The organism is Bacillus cereus group sp. MYBK220-1 (assembly GCF_051916445.1).
In the GTDB taxonomy this organism is placed as follows: domain Bacteria; phylum Bacillota; class Bacilli; order Bacillales; family Bacillaceae_G; genus Bacillus_A; species Bacillus_A cereus.
Genome location: NZ_JBQAGQ010000001.1, coordinates 697,900 through 714,901, shown reverse-complemented (window position 1 = coordinate 714,901; position 17,002 = coordinate 697,900). Strand labels below are relative to the sequence as shown.

Below are 17,002 nucleotides of genomic sequence, written 5' to 3'. Positions count from 1 at the left end.
CTGGGTAAGAAGCAGGCTTATACTATGGATAGTATTTGCGGAATATCGAGCTTTATTCATAAAGGGTAGTTCCATTCTTATAATAGAGATGTTGCCTAAGTACAGTGTTTTTTCATATTAAACTTAATATTCTTTGGTGTTTTGATTTTGCATTATATTTTGATTCATTAATGTGAAAATAAACAAAGTATTTCCGCGTTTAATGCATCTTTTTATCTATATATTTTCCGTAATCAGGTACAGCAATTTTATCAAATTCTTGAACGAGTGTTTTGAGGCTTGTTGATAGCAATTCACCTGACATCGGTATGCCATGTCCAGTAACAGTGGTTAAAGGCTTTAACTTCTCTAGCTTAATAACGGACTCTTTAGCGGCTTTCCAGTCTGTTGTTAAATAACGAGGCGGACCGCTTATTTCCTGTTCTTGAGTTATTACTTTATACAGATACTCCTGTTTCACTGTAACAAAAGCGTCCCCAGCGATTAAAGTTCGGTCTTTTTCTCGGAATAATGAAATATGCCCTGGAGTATGTCCTGGTGTATGAGTCCATCTAAACTCTGGCATATGGGGAACAGTTCCATCGGTAGGTAGCGTTTTTACGTTATTTCCTAAGTCAATTGGTTCGTTTGGGAACAGAGGAGACATTTTCGCTACCATACCACCTTCAACTGTAGGGTCTGGTTCTGGATAGCTTTGTTGTCCGGTCAGGAACGGTAGCTCCATTTGATGTGCATAGACGGGAACATCACAATGCTTGATGAGTTCAATTATCCCCCCAACATGATCAAAATGACCGTGAGTTAAAATAATTGCTTTTGGGCGACTATTGGTACCAAATCGATCCTCAGCGATAGAGATAATTTCATTTGCACATTTAGGCATTCCAGCATCAACTAAAACAAAATCATTGGTCTCAGGATTTCCAACAAAGCATATATTGACGATTTGAATCGTGTAACAAAATAAATCAGGCAATACTTCGATGCCGTGACCACTTTCAATTGAAGTTGCTGGAATAAACTTGTAATCACTTCCATAATTCATTTCATTGTCCAATTTTCTCCCCCTTAATATATTTTAATACGACATTATAGTTCCCTAATCTTGAAAATTCATTTTGGCGAATTTGAGAAAAGAATTAATGTGGGATTAAAAACAATAATTTAGTCCTAGAATTAAGAGGGATTCATATCAATTTATATAAAGTGCAAACAAAAAATATTGCTTTTAAAGTCACAGATTCTACTATTTTTGAGGCGAATTTATGGCTTAATAAAAGATTTATAAAGATATTACAATATGGATTTATATAAAAAAGACATAACAAAGGTCGATAGAAATCCATTATGTCTAATGATTGCTTTTCATAATCAAAGAATGTTTAAGTTTGGTGATGTAATTGAAGTGAATTAGAGGGGAAATAGAAGTGATAATCTCTTCCTAACTTAATTATATCATGTAATTTACGTTCGAAATAGACTGTTTCTTCTTATTTACTACTGTTACAATCAAGAACACATGAATAGTAAGGAGAGGTGCCAAATGAGTTCTTTCGTTCTCGATTTTCAGGAAATAGAAAAAACGCAACTTTTTCTCGTTGGTGGAAAAGGATTGAATTTAGGGGAGTTATCCAATATTCAAGGGATACAAGTGCCAGAAGGATTTTGTGTTACAACGGTAGGGTATGAACAGGCCATCGGAAAAAATGGAGCATTTCAAACTTTGTTGAATCAATTAACAATGCTAAAAATTGAGGAACGAGATCGAATTGGTGAAATTAGTAAGCAGATTAGAGAAGTCATTATGGCGGTGGAAATTCCAGTTGATGTAGTGGAATCAGTAGCTCATTATCTCTCGCACTTTGGCGATGAACATGCGTATGCAGTGCGGTCTAGTGCTACTGCTGAAGATTTACCGTATGCCTCGTTTGCTGGTCAACAAGATACGTATTTAAATATTATTGGAAAAGAAAACATTTTGCAGCATATAAAAAAATGCTGGGCTTCTTTATATACAGATCGAGCAGTTATATACCGAATGCAAAACGATTTTGATCATAATCAAGTTTCTATATGTATTGTCGTTCAAAAAATGGTTTTCCCTGAGGCTTCAGGGATTTTATTTACTGCGGATCCAATTACTTCGAATAGGAAGGTGTTATCAATCGATGCCAGCTTTGGACTTGGCGAGGCGCTAGTATCTGGATTGGTTTCTGCCGATAATTATAAGGTAAAAGAAGACGAAATCGTCGAAAAGGTCATCGCAACGAAAAAATTAGCCATCTATGGACGAAAAGAAGGCGGAACAGAGACAAAGAAAATTGCTCCTAATCAGCAAAAAGTTCAAACACTTACTGAACAACAAATTTTACAACTAGCACGCATCGGAAGACAAATCGAAGTTTATTTTGGTTGTCCGCAAGATATTGAATGGTGTTTAGTTGATGATACATTTTATATAGTCCAAAGCAGGCCGATTACGACTTTATATCCAATTCCAGGAGTAAATGATGGGGAAAATCATGTGTATATATCGGTTGGTCACCAACAAATGATGACCGATGCGATGAAACCACTTGGGTTATCTTTTTTCTTGTTAACGACTAGTGCCCCTATGCGTAAAGCAGGAGGCAGGTTATTTGTTGATGCTACGCAACAATTAGCTTTACCTGCTAGCAGAGATTACTTAATAAACACTTTAGGAAAATCGGATCCACTCGTAAGAGATGCATTAATGACTATAATCGAGCGAGATGATTTTATTCAATTGCTACCGGATGATGAAAAAGAAAAGGATCTTAGTAAAAATGTGCCATCTGCAAGTTCGCAACAACAACCTGAAAACGATCCGGAAATCGTTACGAATTTAATAAAGAATAGTCAATCATCAATAGAAGAGTTAAAACGAAACATGCAAACGAAATCAGGGGTGGATGTACTTGATTTTATTTTAGAAGACATTCAGCAATTAAAGAAAGTATTATTTAACTCGCAAAGTATAGCTATCATTATGGCAGGTATGAATGCTTCATCATGGATTAATGAAAAGATGGAGCAATGGCTAGGTGAAAAAAATGCAGCAGATACACTTTCTCAATCCGTACAAAATAATATTACTTCAGAAATGGGTTTAGCATTATTAGATGTTGCAGATGTGATTCGGCCGTATCCAGAAGTCATTGCGTATTTACAGCATGTAGAAGATGACAGCTTTTTAGATGAATTAGTTCAGTTTAAAGGCGGTGAAAAAGTTCGGGATGCAATCGAGGCGTTTCTAAGCAAATATGGAATGAGATGCAGCGGAGAAATCGACATTACGAAAACGCGCTGGAGTGAAAAGCCAACAATCATTATCCCGATGATTTTAAATAATATAAGAGACTTTGAAGTTGGCGCTAGTAAGCGAAAGTTTGAAGAAGGACTGCAGGAAGCTTTGAAAAAAGAAGAAGAGTTAGTAGATCGATTACAAGACTTGCCGGATGGAAAACAAAAAGTAGAAGAAACGAAGCGAATGATTCGTAACATCCGTAATTGTATCGGTTATCGTGAATATCCAAAATACGGCATGATTAATCGTTATTTTATATATAAGCAGGCGTTATTGAAAGAAGCTGAGCAACTTGTGCAGAGGGGGGTCATTCATGAAGTCGATGATATATACTACTTAACTTTTGAAGAACTTCATGACGTCGTCCGCACAAATAAACTAGATTACAAGAATATTCATAAACAAAAAAATGCGTACAAATTATATGAAAAACTAACACCCCCGCGTGTTATCACGTCTGATGGAGAAATCATTACAGGTAAGTACAAACGCGAAAATCTGCCGGCTGAAGCAATTGTAGGTTTGCCTGTTTCTTCTGGAGTGGTTGAGGGGAGAGCGCGCGTTATTTTAAATATGGAAGACGCGAATTTGGAAGATGGAGATATATTAGTTACGGCATTTACTGATCCTGGCTGGACACCGTTGTTTGTGTCTATAAAAGGATTGGTTACCGAAGTTGGCGGGCTTATGACGCACGGAGCAGTTATCGCACGTGAGTATGGATTACCAGCAGTCGTTGGAGTGGAAAATGCTACGAAACGAATAAAAGATGGGCAACGAATTCGGGTACATGGAACAGAAGGGTATATTGAAGTGCTGTAGTTGTATTTTAGATAAATAAAGAAATCGTCCACTAAATATAGTGGACGATTTCTTTATGATTTTAATAGTTTTATCAACTTTCATCAATATTTTCTGAAATATTGATGAATCAGAATGTATGTTCATCTAAAATAAAGGATTTTTTCAAAAATATTACAAATTAAGACAATGAATTGATTGTTGTCTGAATTTTCTGTAATATATAAACGTTGTATCGTATTTAATATTAGGGAGGAATGGGGATGAAGAAAAAGCCTTTTAAAGTGCTGTCTACGTTTGCGGCGGCAGCTGTACTTAGTTGCACATTTGGGTATGGGGGTCAATCTGTTTATGCGGCAACGCCGTCTAATGGAGGAACTTTAAGTCCGATTGATGAAAATTTAATTCAAGAGGAGCGTTTAGCAGATGCGCTCAAGAAACGCGGTGTAATTAATGAATCTACGTCGAAAGAAGACACATTAAAAGCTGTTGAAAAATACGTAGAGAAGAAAAAAGGAGAAAATGCGGGAAAAGAACCAGCAGCGGGGGATAGTGTTACGAGAGAAGCGGCTGACTTTTTGAAAAAAGTTAAAGATGCAAAAGCAGATGAGAAAGAAAAAGCAGATCAACCTGCTAGTGGTCCAGTAGCGGGACAAGAGCCGGTTAAAGGGGGATTAAACGGCCAAGTACCAACTACTTCAGCGAAGCAAAAACAATATAACGGTGATGTTCGTAAAGATAAAGTTCTCGTATTGCTAGTAGAGTTTGCGGACTTTAAGCATAACAATATTGATCAAGTACCAGGTTATATGTATTCAAATGATTTTAATCCAGAACATTATCAAAAAATGTTATTTGGTAATGAGCCATTTACACTCTTTGATGGTTCAAAAGTACCAACATTTAAACAATATTATGAAGAGCAATCTGGTGGTAGTTATACAGTAGATGGCACAGTAACAAAGTGGTTGACAGTTCCTGGTAATGCGGCAGATTATGGCGCAGATGCAGGAGATGGCGGTCATGATAATATGGGACCAAAAGGACCTCGTGATTTTGTAAAAGAGGCATTAAATGCGGCTGTAGAAAGTGGTATTGATTTATCTGAATTTGACGAATACGATCAATATGACAATAATGGTGATGGCAATAAAAATGAACCAGATGGTCTGATTGATCACTTAATGGTCATTCACGCTGGAGTTGGGCAAGATGGGGGCGGTGGTAGACTAGGTGATGATGCAATTTGGTCACATCGTTGGCACCTTGGAACACCATATCCAATTGAAGGAACAAAAGCAAAAGTTGATAACTGGGGCGGTAAGATGGCAGCATACGACTACACAATTGAGCCAGAAGACGGAGCGGTTGGTGTATTCGCACATGAATTTGGTCATGATTTAGGTCTTCCAGATGAGTATGATACGAAGTACACAGGAGCAGGTGAGCCAATTAACTCCTGGTCTGTTATGAGTGGCGGTAGCTGGGCTGGTAAAATTGCAGGAACAACGCCACCGAGTTTCTCTCCGCAAAACAAAGAGTTCTTTCAAAAGAACATGGGTGGAAACTGGGCCAATATTGTAGAGGTTGACTATAATAAATTAAATCGTGGTATTGGCTATGCGACGTATTTAGATCAAAGTGTAACGAAATCAAATCGTCCTGGTCTGATTCGTGTTAACTTACCAGATAAAGAGGTAAAAGGTATTCAGCCTGCATTCGGTAAGAAGTACTACTATAGTACAAAAGGTGATAACCTTCATACAACATTAGAAACGCCAGTGTTTGATTTAACAAATGCAACAAATGCGAGGTTTGATTATAAATCAATGTATGAAATTGAAACGGATTATGACTTCCTTGAAGTACATGCAGTGAAAGAAGATGGTACGAAAACGTTAGTGGATCGAATTGGTGAAAAAAATGTGAAAAATGGTCTAGACACAACAGATGGTAAATGGGTAGATAAGTCTTATGACTTAAGCAAATTCAAAGGTCAAAAAGTAAAATTAGTATTCGAATACATTACAGATGGTGGTTTAGCGCCGACCGGTTTTACTTTTGATAATGCTACATTAACTGTAGATGGAAATGTTGTGTTCTCTGATGATGCAGAAGGCGAAACGAAATTTAAATTAAATGGTTTTGTTGTAGCAGACGGTTTTGATAAGAAGAAGCATAACTACTATTTAGAGTGGAGAAACTATGCTGGTGCTGATCAAGCGTTAAAATATAGCAGTGGTGTACCATATAATACAGGTCTGCTAGTATGGTATGCAGACTCTAGCTTTACAGATAATTGGGTTGGTTTACATCCAGGTGAAGGTTTCTTAGGAGTTGTTGACTCTCACCCAGAGGCAATTGTTGGAACACTAAACGGCAAACCAACTGTTAAAAATAGTACACGATTCCAAATCGCAGATGCTGCGTTCTCCCTTAACCAAACGCCAGCATGGAAAGTGGTATCTCCAACACGCGGAACATATGATTACAAAGGATTACCAGGTGTAACGAAGTTTGATGACTCTAAATTGTATATAAATGATTTAATCCCAGATGCAGGACGTAAATTACCAAAATTCGGATTGAAATTTGAAGTAGTTGGACAAGCAGATGATAATTCTGCAGGTGCAGTTCGTTTATATCGTTAATAATGTAGAAGCTGTTGAAGGGGAGTCCTTTCAACAGCTTTTTTTACAGAAACATAAATTTCAAGTTATTAATAAAATAATAGAAATTACTAAGCAAGCGGGCTTATTTCTTTAAGCCAGCAGCATAAAAAGGTCCATGAACTGCGATTGTTGATAAAAAGCGAGCAATCTCCTCAGGTGTTTCTTTTTGTCCATTATTTAACCATTGTTGGATGACACCTATATGTGCAGATGCCATATAAGAAGTTAAATATTCGCTTGGAACAAGTAAATTCTCCTTATTAATGAGAGGACCATTCGTATCTTCAAATAATGTTTTCCACATAAAGTCTTTCAGTTTTGTTTGGAAAGATAAATCTCCTTTCGGACTTAGTACAGCTCTCATAAAATCACTATTTGCATTTAGAAATTCAAGAATAGAAGTGATAAGTATAAATGGCATTGTTGGAGAAGGATTTGATCCAAGGTCAGCAATAACTTCCGGAAATTTCTGTTTAGCAATGCTAGAAAACTCGTACATAATGTCTTCTTGGCATTTTGTCATTAAATCAAATTTATCTTGATAGTGCGCATAGAAAGTACCGCGATTAATGTTTGCTTTCGTTGTAATATCTTTCACTGTAATGGCGTCAAAACCTTTTTCTTCAATTAGCTCCACCAATGCATTTCGTATGGCAGTTTTCGTACGAACAACACGCAAATCTAAATTATTATCGCGCAAAGCATATCCCTCCTTAATTTTACTCAACACATTTGGAAAATGTGTCTTATAACCAACACATTTGGAAAATGTGTCTTATAACCAACACATTCACGATTTTTGATTATTGTATAAGGTTCAACTCAAACATATAATTCAAAATATAAATAAACAACACGTTGTTGGTTATTATAGATCAAATTAAAGGAGGAGAAAAGAAAATGTTTAAAAATAAACTTTTATTTTTATCACCAGTTATTGCACTACTTGTTGTTTTTATTTTTTCATTAACGTTATTTCCAACTGTTCAACCAAAGCCGAAAAACTTACCAATTGCAATTGTAAATGAGGATCAAGGTGTAGAAATTCCAAATCAACCGAAAATGAATATGGGGCAAACGATCGTTGATAACATGAAAAAAACAGCGAAATCAGAGGAAGAACCCGCAGTGAAGTGGGTAGAATTAAAAAATAAAGAAGCCGTTCAAAAGGGATTAAACAATAAAGAGTATTACGCGGCATTAGTCATTCCGAAAGAATTTAGCGCAAAACAAGCGTCGTTACGAACACCACAGCCATCTTCACCTGAGATAGAAATATATATTAATCAAGGAATGAATACGGCTGCATCAACTATGGCAGGGCAAATATTACAGGCGATTGTTGATAATATGAACAATACTGTTCGTACACAAATATTAGAAGGGTTGAAAGCAAAAGGAGCTACTGTAACAACAGATCAAGCTGCGAAATTAGTAACACCTATTGTAAAGAACGTGAAAAATGTGAATGAGGTCGGCAAAAATAGTGCGAACGGTAATTCACCAATATCATTGTTCCAGCCGTTATGGATTGCAAGTTTAGCTAGTGCAGCGATTATTTTTATTGCGATTAGTAAAATGCCAGTAAGATCAAGAAAAGAAAACTTTCTGTTAAAAGTAAAACAAATCGTAACAGGAGCTATTGCGACACTTGTAATTGGGTTTGGTCTTACATGGATTGCAGATGGGATGGTAGGATTAAATATTTCGAACTTCACGGATACAGCTCTATTCTTATCCATTACTTCTTTTAGTTTCTTCTTAATGATATCTCCAGTACTATCATTAGTTGGGCTAAAAGGAATCGGTTTATTCGCTTTATTACTATTCTTCGGGGCACCGTTATTATCATTAGCACCTGAGATGTTGTCTCCGTTTTATCAAGACTGGGTTTACTCATGGTTACCAATGAAATTTATGGTTGAAGGCCTAAGAGAAATCTTCTTCTTCGGAAAAGGGTTAAGCTGGAATACACCTGTTATTGTACTCGTTTGGATTGGTATAGTAAGTATGGTTACTATATTAGCAACTGCACTCAAACGTAGTGTAGTAAAAGGGCATAAAACAGAATTGAACGCTTAAAAACAAGCCGTTTCACTAATTAGTGAAACGGCTTGTTTTTGATTTTTTCTCAATGTAAATGCCTGATTGTTGAAAAGTGTAGTGTTTAGAATTAAGGCGAAATCTCTAAAGATCGCGTACGTTCCAAACAATCTCACCACGTTCATCATCCCACGTACTGTGATGACGCTTAAATCCTATCTTTTCTAGTACCCGGAGGGAAGCGATATTCCAAGCACCTACAGTCGACCAAAGTCTTTGGCGCCCAGTAGCAATCGCCGCGTCCAGTACAACAGATGCGGCCTCAGTCGCATAACCTTTACCATGAGCGCTGCGGAACAACTCGTATGCAATCTCTGGCTCTTCAAGTGTGGAACGACCGATAATTAAGCCACAGTATCCAATGAAATCGCCTTCGTCTCTCCTTCGAATAGTGAGAAGGGAAATACCATTTTCGTCTGCCTTCTTGCGCATCTCAATAAGCCGGTTACGAACGGAGTCGAGGGTCGGCATGTCCACACCACGTTCGCCAATTAATTTTCTCAGCCAAACTGAATCGGATTCCTCCCACATACTCAGGTCAAGTCGTTCGGTTTTTAGCTGGAACTCCATAGTTTTAAATAAAGATGGCATAGTGGAACCTCCTAGTTATGTCACTGAACTCATAATAGCTTCGCACCGCATCATGTTGAACCAAACGTTGATTCGCGAATTTATTTTCCTAACTCCCGCGAGAGTTTATAGCAACAGTATACAATAGTATTATTTTATGCATAATCAATTCCTTTACAAAATAGACCCTTTTCTCAAACTTTTCTTTCATTCTAAAGCCGTCCCGTTAAATACACAGGCTCCTACTATTTCTAAATGCATAAAATGTTAAGCGAAAGTATGGGGGGATATGATGTATAATTCGAATTATTATGATTGGTATAGGCAGAATGATAAGTTAATTAGTGATATTGAAAAAGCTATAAATGGAGAGTATAGCGCTATAAGCTGCTATGCAAAATTAGCGAATATGGCTCCAAATCAAGTAGAACAAAAACAAATTCTTGAAATTCGTAATGATGAAATAAAGCATTTCCACCACTTTGTACAAATTTATACGAACTTAACTGGTAAGCAGCCAAAACCACAAATTACTGAAGACTGCCCAAATACGTATTTACAAGGATTAGAGTTCGCTATACAAGATGAACAAAAAACAGTAGATTTTTATTTGGAAATTTCAGATGAGACATCGGATGTACATTTGAAAGAGTTGTTACGGAGAATAGCTGCGGATGAACAAAATCATGCAGTATGGTTTTTATATTACTTCGTGAAGTCGAAGTAAACATTAAGAATGAACGACTGATGTGGTGCATATATTAAAAAATATTTTAAAACGTAGTGCAACAATTGAATGGAATATTTAAATGTAAGCAGAAGGAAACCGTTTCGCTAGTAGTGGAGCGGTTTTTTTATGATGTACTTATGTATCGACAAAATATAGTAATTACATTTCATATATAATGTATGAAACGAAAATGAATAAGTTAGGAGCAAGCATATGAAAAGAGGGATTACAGTAGATATTCTAGATGGATATGATAATTTACTTTGGAAAGTATTAAAGCCAATTGATATTACTGTATTTGATTGGCGAGTGAGGGATGAGGAGTCCTACTTAATAGCACGTGGTGAATTGGATGAGGCATTATTTCCAGAAGAACCAAGTGTAGTGGAAGGGTTAGCATTGAAAAAGTTAGTTAAAGACAACATATATTATCTTATTTTTGCAGATTTAAAAGCATATCCTAAAGGAGAAAAAGCGATAGATATTGAAACATATGAAGAGTTTAAGGAAAGTAAGTGTGAGCTAATCGTATTAGCAGTGGATGCTCAATACATACAAATTTATGTGAAAGATCAAAAAGCGATTGAATTAATGTATGAAAACGCACGGAAACAAGGATTTTATGTGAAATATGTTACAGACGAAAACGACGGTAGAACGCGTTTGTCAGTATGGTAGCAATTTGAAAGGGGAAAGGCAATATGGAGAGAAATATAAGTAAAGAATATGCAATTCGAATTGCTACTGAAAATGAAAGTGATAGTATTATCCTTTTATTAAAAGAGGTAGCACAATGGCTACAATATAAAGAAGTGGATCAGTGGCAGTATCTTTTAGGAGAGGAAGCTACGGCTGAAATACTAGAATGTATAAGAGAGAAATATACATATGTTGTTCTGAAAGAAGATGAAATAGTTGGTACGGTTACAGTTTCTCCTAAACAAAATGAATGGGATGAACATATTTTTGGTAAAGAGGAAGTTTCTAATTCATTATATATTCATAGATTTGCGGTGAAACGGAAGTATAAGGGAAATGGAATAGGAGAATGGATTTTACGGTGGGTAGAAGAGAATGTGCAATGTGATAAAGAATATTTGAAGTTAGATTGCGTGGGGCATAATCGTACGTTGAATGATTTTTATAAGAAAAATAGTTTTGAATATGTTGGAAGTACGGATGGGCTTAGTAAGTTTCAAAAGAAAAGGAGAATGTGAATGCATCCAATTAACGTAAGTTTAGTTGAAAAGTTAATACAGGAACAGTTTCCTGAATGGGCCCATTTAGAAGTGAGACCTGTAAAGTTTAGTGGGCATGATAATAGGACGTTTCACTTAGGGGATGAGATGAGTGTAAGATTGCCAAGTGATGTGGCATATGCACCGCAAGTAGAGAAAGAAAATAGTTGGCTTCCTATATTAAGTAAGGGGCTTTCTTTACCGATTTCTACCCCACTTGCGAAAGGAAATCCGTCTGAAGCGTATCCATTGCCTTGGTCTATTAATAAGTGGATAGAGGGAGAAACAGTTACGAAACAAAACGTTCGGGATTTAAATGAATTTGCGGCGGACTTAGGATCTTTTTTAGTAGAATTGCAATCTATTAATGCGAGTAACGGACCTTTAGCTGGAACACATAATTTTTACCGAGGCGGACTTATATCTGTATATGATGAAGAGGCGAGAGTTGCTATTGAAAATAATAAGGATGTTTTTGACGAGGCATTATTAAAGCACCTTTGGAATGTAGCACTTAGTTCGACATGGGATTGTAAGCCAGTTTGGATTCATGGAGATGTAGCGCCAGGGAATTTACTCGTTAAAGATGGAAAGCTTTGTGCTGTAATTGATTTTGGTATTTTAGGTGTAGGAGATCCTGCTTGTGATGCAGCGATGGCTTGGACGTTTTTTGATGAAAATAGTAGAAATGTATTTAAAGAAGTATTACGCATGGATGAAGAAACGTGGAATAGAGCGAGAGGATGGGCACTTTGGAAGGCGTTAATTACATATGATGCGAATAGGGATAGTAATGAAAAAGTAGCAGAAGAATCGTATCGTATCATGAAAGTGATTGTGGATGATTATAAAGGGTAATAGAAAAGCCTATTTTAAAATAGGCTTTTTCATATGATTAAATAGTAGAAATAGAAAGAAGGAATATAACATAATTATACAGAATATTTAGATAATAGGAGGTGTCGAATTTTGAGTGAAATTGAATTAAAGAGTAATGTAATTAAGACAGGGCGAGAGAAGGGGATTATTCTTCGGTTTATACTTGCTAGTCTCGTTGGAGTGTTTATGTTTTTCGTTCCTGTTACGATAAACGGTGCATCGTCTATTATGATTGATCATATCGTATCGTGGATTAGGGCTTCGGTTCCTGGCGTAGTACCTTATTATGCATTATTTGTTATGGCGATTGGTGCGATTTATCCATTTTATACGAAGAAATGGAATGCATCTATCGTAGACATTTGTTTTTCTATTTTAAAAGTAGTTGGCGTTGTTTTCGGCATATTATATTGTTTAAAAGTAGGACCAGCTTGGTTCTTTGCGCCAGATATTGGGCCGTTTTTGTATGAGAAGCTAGTCATATCAGTAAGTTTGCTCGTTCCAATTGGCTCGGCGTTTTTAGCGTTATTAGTCGGATATGGATTGCTTGAATTTATCGGTACATTTTGTCGTCCGATTATGAGGCCATTATGGAATACGCCGGGGAGATCGGCAATCGATGCAGTTGCGTCTTTCGTTGGAAGTTATTCGCTTGCTCTCCTTATTACGAATCGCGTGTATAAAGAAGGAAAGTATACGACAAAAGAAGCGGCGATTATCGCTACAGGATTTTCTACAGTATCCGCTACATTTATGATCATCATCGCAAAAACATTAGATATTATGCATTTATGGAATGTTTATTTTTGGACTACACTTGTTGTAACATTCATCGTGACTGCTATCACCGTAAGAATCCCACCCCTTAGTAGAAAACCAGATACATATGTAACAGAAGAAGGGTTCCCAGAGCCTGTTTATAAAGAGAAAATGTTAGAACGTGCTTGGGAAGATGCGTTAGAAGTATCAAAGTCTGCACCGAGCATTATGAAAAATATTGCAATGAATTTAAAAGACGGATTTATTATGACAATGGGAATTTTACCATCCATTATGTCAGTAGGATTAATTGGTATCGTCTTAGCGAAGTTTACGCCAATATTTGATTGGATCAGTTATATTTTCTATCCGTTTACATGGCTATTACAATTACCAGAAGCAGACTTAGCTGCTAAAGCCGCATCAGTTGGCATTGCAGAAATGTTTTTACCGTCATTATTAGTAGTAAGTGCACCACTCGTGACAAAGTTTGTTATTGCAGTTGTTTCCGTATCATCTATTTTGTTTTTCTCCGCTTCCATTCCTTGTATATTATCAACAGATATTCCGTTAAAAGTATCTGAACTCATTATTTTATATGTGCAGAGAACGATTTTAACGTTGCTTATTATTACGCCGATTGCTTATTTGTTGCTTTGAAGTTTTAATAAGATAAAGTTAAACAAAAGAAGCCGTCTGTAAAAAGGGGGCTTCTTTTGTTTAAAAGCGGGATATTCTTATTTATTTTTCGTATATGACGTAACGCTTCTTAAGAAGATTCCTAGTCCCGCAAAAAAGAATCCTAAGCATAATAAGCTGCCTGGCGTTCCCCAAGTAATTTGATCTAGCATTTTTTATCCCCTCCCGTTTATCATTATATAGAATTTATTGGAAATTATCAAAAAATTCTTTTTTTAATGGTTACTGATGAGTCTTCCTACCTTATACGAGAAGAATATATTTGAAAAGAATTCTTTTCTTTATATTTTTTTATTCTTATAATACGTTTTTGATTCTTATGATATAGTAACAACAAAGGGGGCTTAAAAATGGAAATTATTCACGAAAGAGCAAAGTTGCGGTTAATGGATAATACTGATGTCGAAACTTTGTTTTCGATTGTAGAAGGAAATCGGGATATTTGGGCGTATTTAATCTCTAAAATGGATAGTGTGCAAGATATGCAACAATACGTTCAAAAAGCGATAAAGGGTTACGGAAGAGGTACTCAAATACCTTTCATAGTCGTAGATCAACAGTCGAATAAGATTGTAGGAAGTACACGTTTATATAATATTTCAGTAGAAGATAAGACAGTTGAGTTAGGGCAAACGTGGTATCATCCGAGTGTGCAACGTACGAGTATAAATACAGAGTGTAAGTATATGCTTCTTCAGTATGCTTTTGAAAAGTTGCATATGCTGAGAGTGCAAATTAAGACGGATGCAAGAAATGAAAAAGCACAACGAGCAATTGAACGGTTAGGCGCAGTAAAAGAGGGTGTGCTTCGAAATGAAAGAAAATTACCGAATGGTTATGTGAGAGATGCGGTGGTGTACAGTATTATCTCGAGTGAATGGCCAGGCGTAAAAGAACAATTGTTAGAAAAATTAGAGTTGTATAAAGAAAAGTTATAATTCGTGTTTTGAAAGGTATATTGTTCGTGAGATATGAAAAATATACCTTTTTTCTTACAAAATGCTACTTTATTTTAATTCCTTTTGTTTCATCGTTCCCTTCTGAGAAAAAATTCGTTACAATGTAGTTGTATGGTAATAAACTTATGAATTTAAAAAATGTAATGAAAACCGCAAATGAAAATGAATTGATAATCCTCAATTTTAAATGAAAACCCTTTTATACATAAATAACAAGTAAAGTTCCTTCTTTTAAATAAACTCAAACAAAACGATTTGATATAAATGTTTTTTATAGAAGTATGGATGATGTACGGAGGCAATTACAAATGAAAGAAAATAAGAAGAGTAAGAAAAGACGAATCTTTCAAGTATTTTTACTAATGATTTGTTCTGCTATTTTATATGTAAGTTATGCAGCTTACGATATTTGGAGTTATCGTTTTAAAGCAAATGATGACGTGAAAACGGATGCTGGTATCGTACTAGGAGCAGCTTCATGGAACGGAAAACCATCTCCTGTATTTAAAGAAAGAATTAATCATGCGATTTCTTTATATAAGAACGGAAATATTAAAAAGATTATTTTTACAGGTGGTACAAAGTTCGAGGCAGAACTTGAGGAAGCACGTACTGCAAGAGTATATGCAATGAAACAAGGTGTAAAAGAGGAAGATATTTTAATTGAAACTAAATCCCTTTTCACTGAAGAAAATTTAAAAAATGCGAAGCAAGTTGGAATAGAGAACGGCATACAAACATACACGATTGTAAGTGATCCACTTCATATGAAACGCGCAATGAGAATCGCAAAACATATTAATATTGAAGCGTATGCTTCACCAACGCCGACATCAGCATATAAAACGTTAGATACAGAAATACCATTCTTCTTTAAAGAATTATTCTCGTATATTGGATATGTAACCTCTTTGCCGTTAAAAGCATTGAAGGGGGACTAATAAGAAAAGAACCTATCTTTAAATAGGAACTTTTCTTATTAGTCAAAACCATTGTATTTTTATCGGAATAGTGAAACAATAGAGGGGTAGCTTCATATAATCATAATGACAAAATGAACGGTTTATGAATCGAGCATAAAGGAGATTATAGTATGGCACTCTCATTTGTTGAAACAGAAGAACAGTCTTTAATTATTGAGAAAATAAATAAATTGATTCCGAAGTTCATGGAAAGGGAGCATCAGTTAAGTGAATTAGGATCATTTCCGTATGAAAATATAAATGATTTGAAAGATATCGGATATACGAAATTAACGTTACCGAAGGAATTTGGTGGTAGTGCCATTTCTTTATATGACTTCGTTTTATTTCAAGAGAAAATCGCGGAAGGCTGTGGAGCTACTGCATTATCGATTGGCTGGCATCTTGGCATTGTGAAGGAGCTAGCGGAAAATCGCTCTTGGAATGATGAGATGTTCAAATGGTTTTGCGAAGAAGTACGTAATGGTGCGCTCTTTAACAGGGCAGCAACAGAACCGAAAACAGGGAGTCCGACGCGTGGCGGCAAACCAGAAACAATAGCGGTTCAACAAGGCGAGAAGTGGGTTATAAATGGAAGAAAAACTTTTACAACGATGGCGCCAGTACTTGATTATTTTATTATTTCAGCAAGTATGGAAGGCCGTGAAGAAGTTGGTGAGTTTGTTATTCCGAGAAATACACTCGGTGTATCTATTGAAGAAACGTGGGATAGCGTTGCAATGCGAGGGACTGCTAGCCACGACCTTGTCTTACAAAATGTAGAGATAGACAACCGCTTTTTTACGGATGTAAAAGGCGGGAAAGTGAAACAAAAGGGTATTGGCTGGTTGCTACATATACCAGCATGTTATTTAGGAATTGCACAATCAGCAAGAAATTATGCAGTTCAGTTTGCGGGATCATACAAACCAAATAGTTTAAACCATTCTATTAGTTTATTACCGAATGTTAGAAGATTAGTTGGAGAATTAGAACTCGAGCTTATGCAAGCTCGCGTCTTTTTATATCAAATTGCGAAAAAATACGATGAGGCAGAAGATAAACTGTCACTGCAAGTAGAATTAGCGGCAGTGAAATACGCCGTAACAAATGCGGCGATATCCATAGTGGATAAATCAATGCGCATCGTAGGAGCAAAAAGTCTATCAGAAAAAAATCCGCTCCATCGTTACTATTTAAATGTCAGAGCAGGACTGCATAATCCGCCGATGGATGATGCAACACTATCTATGCTTGCGGATGCGGCGTTTCGGTCATAGTTTTTAAAGCATGGGTTTGATT

At 36.2% G+C, this 17,002-nt stretch carries 14 protein-coding genes; 11 read left to right on the top strand and 3 right to left on the bottom strand.

What is annotated here, in order from left to right; translation table 11 throughout:
- Window positions 1-199: 199 nt before the first annotated feature.
- Entirely contained in the window at window positions 200-1,057 is an 858-nt protein-coding gene (locus ACTFRU_RS03690; protein WP_440037475.1) for an MBL fold metallo-hydrolase, read from the bottom strand.
- Window positions 1,058-1,543: 486 nt separating this feature from the next.
- Between ACTFRU_RS03690 and ppsA the strand changes: the two genes are divergently transcribed.
- Window positions 1,544-4,150: a phosphoenolpyruvate synthase gene (ppsA, locus tag ACTFRU_RS03685; protein ID WP_440037474.1), complete on the top strand. Its 2,607-nt coding sequence runs from the start codon at window positions 1,544-1,546 to the stop codon at window positions 4,148-4,150.
- Between the two features lie 242 nt (window positions 4,151-4,392).
- Window positions 4,393-6,780, top strand: a complete 2,388-nt coding sequence (locus ACTFRU_RS03680; RefSeq protein WP_440037473.1) for an immune inhibitor A domain-containing protein — start codon at window positions 4,393-4,395, stop codon at window positions 6,778-6,780.
- A gap of 103 nt (window positions 6,781-6,883) precedes the next feature.
- Here ACTFRU_RS03680 and ACTFRU_RS03675 read toward each other — a convergent pair whose 3' ends face one another.
- Window positions 6,884-7,501, bottom strand: coding sequence for a TetR/AcrR family transcriptional regulator (locus ACTFRU_RS03675; RefSeq protein WP_440037472.1), 618 nt, complete (start codon window positions 7,499-7,501; stop codon window positions 6,884-6,886).
- A 200-nt stretch (window positions 7,502-7,701) separates the two neighbouring features.
- Here ACTFRU_RS03675 and ACTFRU_RS03670 point away from each other — a divergent pair, with 200 nt between their 5' ends.
- Complete coding sequence (locus tag ACTFRU_RS03670; protein WP_440037471.1) at window positions 7,702-8,883, top strand: YhgE/Pip domain-containing protein; 1,182 nt, start codon at window positions 7,702-7,704, stop codon at window positions 8,881-8,883.
- Between the two features lie 105 nt (window positions 8,884-8,988).
- Here ACTFRU_RS03670 and ACTFRU_RS03665 read toward each other — a convergent pair whose 3' ends face one another.
- Window positions 8,989-9,495 (bottom strand): GNAT family N-acetyltransferase, encoded by a 507-nt coding sequence (locus ACTFRU_RS03665; RefSeq protein WP_440037470.1) that lies wholly within the window; start codon window positions 9,493-9,495, stop codon window positions 8,989-8,991.
- Between the two features lie 271 nt (window positions 9,496-9,766).
- Here ACTFRU_RS03665 and ACTFRU_RS03660 point away from each other — a divergent pair, with 271 nt between their 5' ends.
- From ACTFRU_RS03660 to ACTFRU_RS03625, 8 genes are all read left to right on the top strand, one after another.
- Window positions 9,767-10,201, top strand: a complete 435-nt coding sequence (locus tag ACTFRU_RS03660) for a ferritin-like domain-containing protein (RefSeq protein WP_000282826.1) — start codon at window positions 9,767-9,769, stop codon at window positions 10,199-10,201.
- Window positions 10,202-10,417: 216 nt separating this feature from the next.
- Window positions 10,418-10,882 (top strand): DUF2691 family protein, encoded by a 465-nt coding sequence (locus ACTFRU_RS03655; RefSeq protein WP_006916820.1) that lies wholly within the window; start codon window positions 10,418-10,420, stop codon window positions 10,880-10,882.
- A gap of 23 nt (window positions 10,883-10,905) precedes the next feature.
- Window positions 10,906-11,421 (top strand): GNAT family N-acetyltransferase, encoded by a 516-nt coding sequence (locus ACTFRU_RS03650; protein WP_063536752.1) that lies wholly within the window; start codon window positions 10,906-10,908, stop codon window positions 11,419-11,421.
- Entirely contained in the window at window positions 11,422-12,300 is an 879-nt protein-coding gene (locus ACTFRU_RS03645) for an aminoglycoside phosphotransferase family protein (RefSeq protein ID WP_152122683.1), read from the top strand. It begins immediately after the preceding gene.
- Between the two features lie 111 nt (window positions 12,301-12,411).
- The gene (locus tag ACTFRU_RS03640; protein ID WP_144560843.1) at window positions 12,412-13,740 is read left to right on the top strand and encodes a YjiH family protein; all 1,329 of its coding nucleotides are present in this window, start codon (window positions 12,412-12,414) and stop codon (window positions 13,738-13,740) included.
- A gap of 389 nt (window positions 13,741-14,129) precedes the next feature.
- A complete protein-coding gene (locus ACTFRU_RS03635; RefSeq protein ID WP_000402585.1) occupies window positions 14,130-14,717 on the top strand; it encodes a GNAT family N-acetyltransferase in 588 nt (195 codons plus the stop codon).
- 329 nt (window positions 14,718-15,046) lie between these two features.
- Complete coding sequence (locus ACTFRU_RS03630) at window positions 15,047-15,679, top strand: YdcF family protein (RefSeq protein WP_000662215.1); 633 nt, start codon at window positions 15,047-15,049, stop codon at window positions 15,677-15,679.
- 152 nt (window positions 15,680-15,831) lie between these two features.
- A complete protein-coding gene (locus ACTFRU_RS03625; RefSeq protein WP_440037469.1) occupies window positions 15,832-16,980 on the top strand; it encodes an acyl-CoA dehydrogenase family protein in 1,149 nt (382 codons plus the stop codon).
- Window positions 16,981-17,002: the final 22 nt, after the last annotated feature.

What these genes read in the sequence shown, in the direction of transcription:
- ppsA (WP_440037474.1), top strand. Translation starts at nt 1,544, where the DNA reads ATGAGTTCTTTCGTTCTCGATTTTCAGGAAATAGAAAAAACGCAACTT.
- ACTFRU_RS03680 (WP_440037473.1), top strand. Translation starts at nt 4,393, where the DNA reads ATGAAGAAAAAGCCTTTTAAAGTGCTGTCTACGTTTGCGGCGGCAGCT.
- ACTFRU_RS03670 (WP_440037471.1), top strand. Translation starts at nt 7,702, where the DNA reads ATGTTTAAAAATAAACTTTTATTTTTATCACCAGTTATTGCACTACTT.
- ACTFRU_RS03665 (WP_440037470.1), bottom strand. Translation starts at nt 9,495, where the DNA reads ATGCCATCTTTATTTAAAACTATGGAGTTCCAGCTAAAAACCGAACGA.
- ACTFRU_RS03660 (WP_000282826.1), top strand. Translation starts at nt 9,767, where the DNA reads ATGTATAATTCGAATTATTATGATTGGTATAGGCAGAATGATAAGTTA.
- ACTFRU_RS03655 (WP_006916820.1), top strand. Translation starts at nt 10,418, where the DNA reads ATGAAAAGAGGGATTACAGTAGATATTCTAGATGGATATGATAATTTA.
- ACTFRU_RS03650 (WP_063536752.1), top strand. Translation starts at nt 10,906, where the DNA reads ATGGAGAGAAATATAAGTAAAGAATATGCAATTCGAATTGCTACTGAA.
- ACTFRU_RS03645 (WP_152122683.1), top strand. Translation starts at nt 11,422, where the DNA reads ATGCATCCAATTAACGTAAGTTTAGTTGAAAAGTTAATACAGGAACAG.
- ACTFRU_RS03635 (WP_000402585.1), top strand. Translation starts at nt 14,130, where the DNA reads ATGGAAATTATTCACGAAAGAGCAAAGTTGCGGTTAATGGATAATACT.
- ACTFRU_RS03630 (WP_000662215.1), top strand. Translation starts at nt 15,047, where the DNA reads ATGAAAGAAAATAAGAAGAGTAAGAAAAGACGAATCTTTCAAGTATTT.
- ACTFRU_RS03625 (WP_440037469.1), top strand. Translation starts at nt 15,832, where the DNA reads ATGGCACTCTCATTTGTTGAAACAGAAGAACAGTCTTTAATTATTGAG.